This window comes from Variovorax sp. M-6 (genome assembly GCF_052114385.1).
In the GTDB taxonomy this organism is placed as follows: domain Bacteria; phylum Pseudomonadota; class Gammaproteobacteria; order Burkholderiales; family Burkholderiaceae_C; genus Variovorax.
Genome location: NZ_JBFREQ010000082.1, coordinates 1 through 3,113 on the forward strand (window position 1 = coordinate 1; position 3,113 = coordinate 3,113).

Genomic DNA, 3,113 nt, shown 5'->3' on the forward strand with positions numbered 1-3,113 from the left:
AGCCCCATCACCGCCGCCCCCTGCACTTGCGCTTCCACGCTCTGCGGGTTGACCGCCAGGTTGCAGTGCACGCCCGCCGTCACTTGGTGCAATGTGGGCGTGCCGTCCTTCACCGAGGCTTCGACGACATAGGCCACCACCGAGTCGAAAGACTCGTGCACCGCCACGCCCCAGGCCCGGCCCGCTTCGAGCTTCTTCTTGCCGTAGCCGGAGTTGTCCACGGCGAGCTGCAGCGCCGCTCTGTGGCGCGGGTGCTGGTCGCCGATGAGCTTCAGGCGGTAGGCGACCGGGTCCTGCTTCGTCGTGCGGGCGATCTCGTCTAGCAGCGTCTCCATGACGAAGGCGGAATTGGCGGCAGCAATACCCGTCCGGCTGCGGCCTCGCTGATGCTTATCTTGTTCATCGAGAAACCTCGCGTCTACCAACACGAAAACGCCTGAGCTCGCGTGGGAAACGCGTGAACTTCCTGAGGCCACGCCAATGCCGCGCATCGGAGGTTGATCATCTGCCGCCCAGGCGCGCGCAGTTCGAAAGATCGACTGCTTTCGACGCCTGTAAAACAGGGAGACAAGCAATGATGAGAAAGATGGTCGTCGTCGGCGACCCACCGGCGCCGGGCGGCGCCGTGCTGCCCTACAGCAGCCGCGAGTACACCCTTCATGGCCACCAGGTCGCCCTGATCGGTGGGCGCGCCTACTGCGAGGGCTGCAACAGCGTGGGCATCATCGCGAAGGCAGGCGGGCCCCGCCGCATGGAGTTCATCTCGGAAGTGGCATTGGAGGGCGATGTGGTGATTTGCCATTGCCCCGTGCCCCCGCCGCTCATCGCGACGCTGGTGCACACCTCGTGGGTCGACGACATGGGTGGTGGCGCTGGCGATCTGGAGCCCCATATGCTCGTGCCGGGGTGGCTGAGCGCGGACAGGTCCACAATGGCCGCAAGCAAGAGGCTGGTCGATTCGGAGGTGACGTACCCACCCGAGGCGGAGCAGACGGAGAACATCTGTCCGAATATGACCAACCGGGAGTTCTGCGACAGGATTCTGAAGACGCGTGACGATGCAGTCGCGCTGATCTCGCAACGGCTCTCTGAACTCGATCGCTGGGATTCACACGCGCAAGTCCGCGTGAAGAAGTGGTTCGGTCACTCAGGCGAAGACGTTCGTGCATACCTCCGCAAGGGAATCGGTGCCTGTGAGCGTGTCCTTAGAGGGCTCAAGGCCGAGAACTTCGTGAGGTATTCAGCCGGCCATTCAAAACACCTTGGTTGCACGTTCCCAAGCAACGCTGATGGAGGCACAGTCGCCGCGGTTTGCAAGCCGGATCTGGCAACGCGCACTATTGCGATTGCCCCCAAGTTTTGCGGCTTGGAGCAGAACATTGTGAAATTCGGCACTCAGACGGTTCTCCCCGGCGACACCCAGCTCCTAACCTTGGTCCACGAAGTCACACACTTCGACGACACCTTCAGCTCGCACGACACCTGGTACACCAGCAGGCAATCACTCGCGCAAGCGAAGTTCATCGAGAACCGCGTCGCCCTTCTGTCCAACGCAGACAGCATTGCCTCCTACATAGTCGGGGTAGAAGAATGATCATCAAGAAAACCATCATCAGCCTGTCATGCCTGCTGGCAACCTCATTGGCTCTAGCGTGCAGGCCCGGCGACCTTGAGCATGAAGTTCACCTGAACCCTGGCAGCTCAACATTGGAGGTTGCACAAATTCGCTCCCTCGTGGAGTGGTACTCGATCTGGAAAATCGGAGAGAACGCGTCACTAGGGATCGACTACTTGTGGATATTCGTGAAGGCGGAAAGAGGAAACGCGCGAAGCATGCATCTTGCTCGAGAGCGCGCCTCAAATATCGTTCGTCTGATTGATCAAGGCGATCCAGCTCACTCCCCCATTCGCACGTCGATAACTGAATCGAGCACCGCCTCTCCGACCTTCCAAGATACGGTTGATGTGGTAGCGATAGGCATTCAACCAACCTGCACAAAAACTCAGTCGTGCTGTCCCTAGCGCGCAACTGGTCTGAGGGGACTGAACCTTCCCGAACCCAGTTCCGACCCCGTGTCTCCCGCGTTGAGCACTACCGGACCTCGGCTCGGCGCGCTGACGCAGGAAGCTCTCACTTGGGCGCACTTCGCCCTACTTGTCTCCGGCACCCATGAAATCCTCATTGAATAGCCTACTGTCCGTCATCGCGCTGCTGATGGGGTGCGGCACTGCCTTGGCTTGCAAACCTCTCATGGTGGAAAGACTGTCCTTCGCCGAAAGTTCTGTCGACCTTGAACCGGATCAAGTGGCGAAGTTGGCTGTGTTCATAGATAGAGCAAACTCGACCTACGCCAAGTACATCGAGGTATCCATCGAAGGCACAGCTTCAATCAACGTGAAAGCCAGACCACTTTCCGAGGCCAAGAGACTGGCAAGACTTCGTGCCGCAAATGTGACTCGGGCATACAAGCGACTTCAGCCCAAGAATCTGGATCTGAAAACAGCGTCGAGCGTCTTTCCGACAGATGGGGACTACGTCTTTCTGCAGTTCCATCTCGACTACGACGCGCTGAAGCTGCCCGATTGCAACCCGGTCCCAATCCCTGGCTTCAAGCACTAGGTGGCCGAAGCCGCCGGCCGTCAAACTGTCGCGCAAGGAATGGGGCCGTCCGGCCTCACGCCCCTCGCATAGGCTTCGATCTCAGCTTCATCGCGCCAAGGCGCACTCAAGCCAGCTTGAACGGCAACGCCCGCACCGGCTTGCCCGTGATCGCCGCCACCGCATTCGCAAACGCCGGCGCCAGCGGCGGCAACCCCGGCTCGCCCATGCCGGTAGGCGCGTCGGCGCTGGGCACGATGTGCACGGCGATCTGCGGCATGTCGGTGATGCGCGGCACGACGAAGTCCCCGAAGTTGCTTTGCTGCACCACCCCATCCTTCAGCGTGATCGCAGCCCCCGGCAGACACATCGACAGCCCCATCACCGCCGCCCCCTGCACTTGCGCTTCCACGCTCTGCGGGTTGACCGCCAGGTTGCAGTGCACGCCCGCCGTCACTTGGTGCAATGTGGGCGTGCCGTCCTTCACCGAGGCTTCGACGACATAGGCCACCAC

At 60.7% G+C, this 3,113-nt stretch carries 4 protein-coding genes and 1 pseudogene; 3 read left to right on the top strand and 2 right to left on the bottom strand.

What is annotated here, in order from left to right; genetic code table 11:
• Positions 1–347 (bottom strand): annotated as a pseudogene (locus tag AB4Z46_RS35095) (xanthine dehydrogenase family protein molybdopterin-binding subunit); the annotation flags it as partial.
• Between the two features lie 227 nt (positions 348–574).
• Here AB4Z46_RS35095 and AB4Z46_RS35100 point away from each other — a divergent pair.
• The 3 genes from AB4Z46_RS35100 (at position 575) to AB4Z46_RS35110 (ending at position 2,620) form a co-directional block, all read left to right on the top strand.
• The gene (locus AB4Z46_RS35100; RefSeq protein WP_442288170.1) at positions 575–1,594 is read left to right on the top strand and encodes a PAAR domain-containing protein; all 1,020 of its coding nucleotides are present in this window, start codon (positions 575–577) and stop codon (positions 1,592–1,594) included.
• Positions 1,591–2,022: a hypothetical protein gene (locus AB4Z46_RS35105; protein ID WP_442288171.1), complete on the top strand. Its 432-nt coding sequence runs from the start codon at positions 1,591–1,593 to the stop codon at positions 2,020–2,022. Before AB4Z46_RS35100 ends, AB4Z46_RS35105 begins: the two co-directional genes overlap by 4 nt.
• Before the next feature lie 148 nt (positions 2,023–2,170).
• On the top strand, positions 2,171–2,620 hold the full coding sequence (locus AB4Z46_RS35110; RefSeq protein WP_442288172.1) for a hypothetical protein: 450 nt from the start codon (positions 2,171–2,173) through the stop codon (positions 2,618–2,620).
• Between the two features lie 106 nt (positions 2,621–2,726).
• Here AB4Z46_RS35110 and AB4Z46_RS35115 read toward each other — a convergent pair.
• Positions 2,727–3,113: molybdopterin cofactor-binding domain-containing protein (locus AB4Z46_RS35115; protein ID WP_442288173.1), on the bottom strand; the 387-nt coding region annotated here is incomplete at its 5' end.

Excerpts from the sequence above, each read along its gene's own strand:
- AB4Z46_RS35110 (WP_442288172.1), top strand. The coding sequence starts at position 2,171 with ATGAAATCCTCATTGAATAGCCTACTGTCCGTCATCGCGCTGCTGATG.
- AB4Z46_RS35105 (WP_442288171.1), top strand. The coding sequence starts at position 1,591 with ATGATCATCAAGAAAACCATCATCAGCCTGTCATGCCTGCTGGCAACC.
- AB4Z46_RS35100 (WP_442288170.1), top strand. The coding sequence starts at position 575 with ATGATGAGAAAGATGGTCGTCGTCGGCGACCCACCGGCGCCGGGCGGC.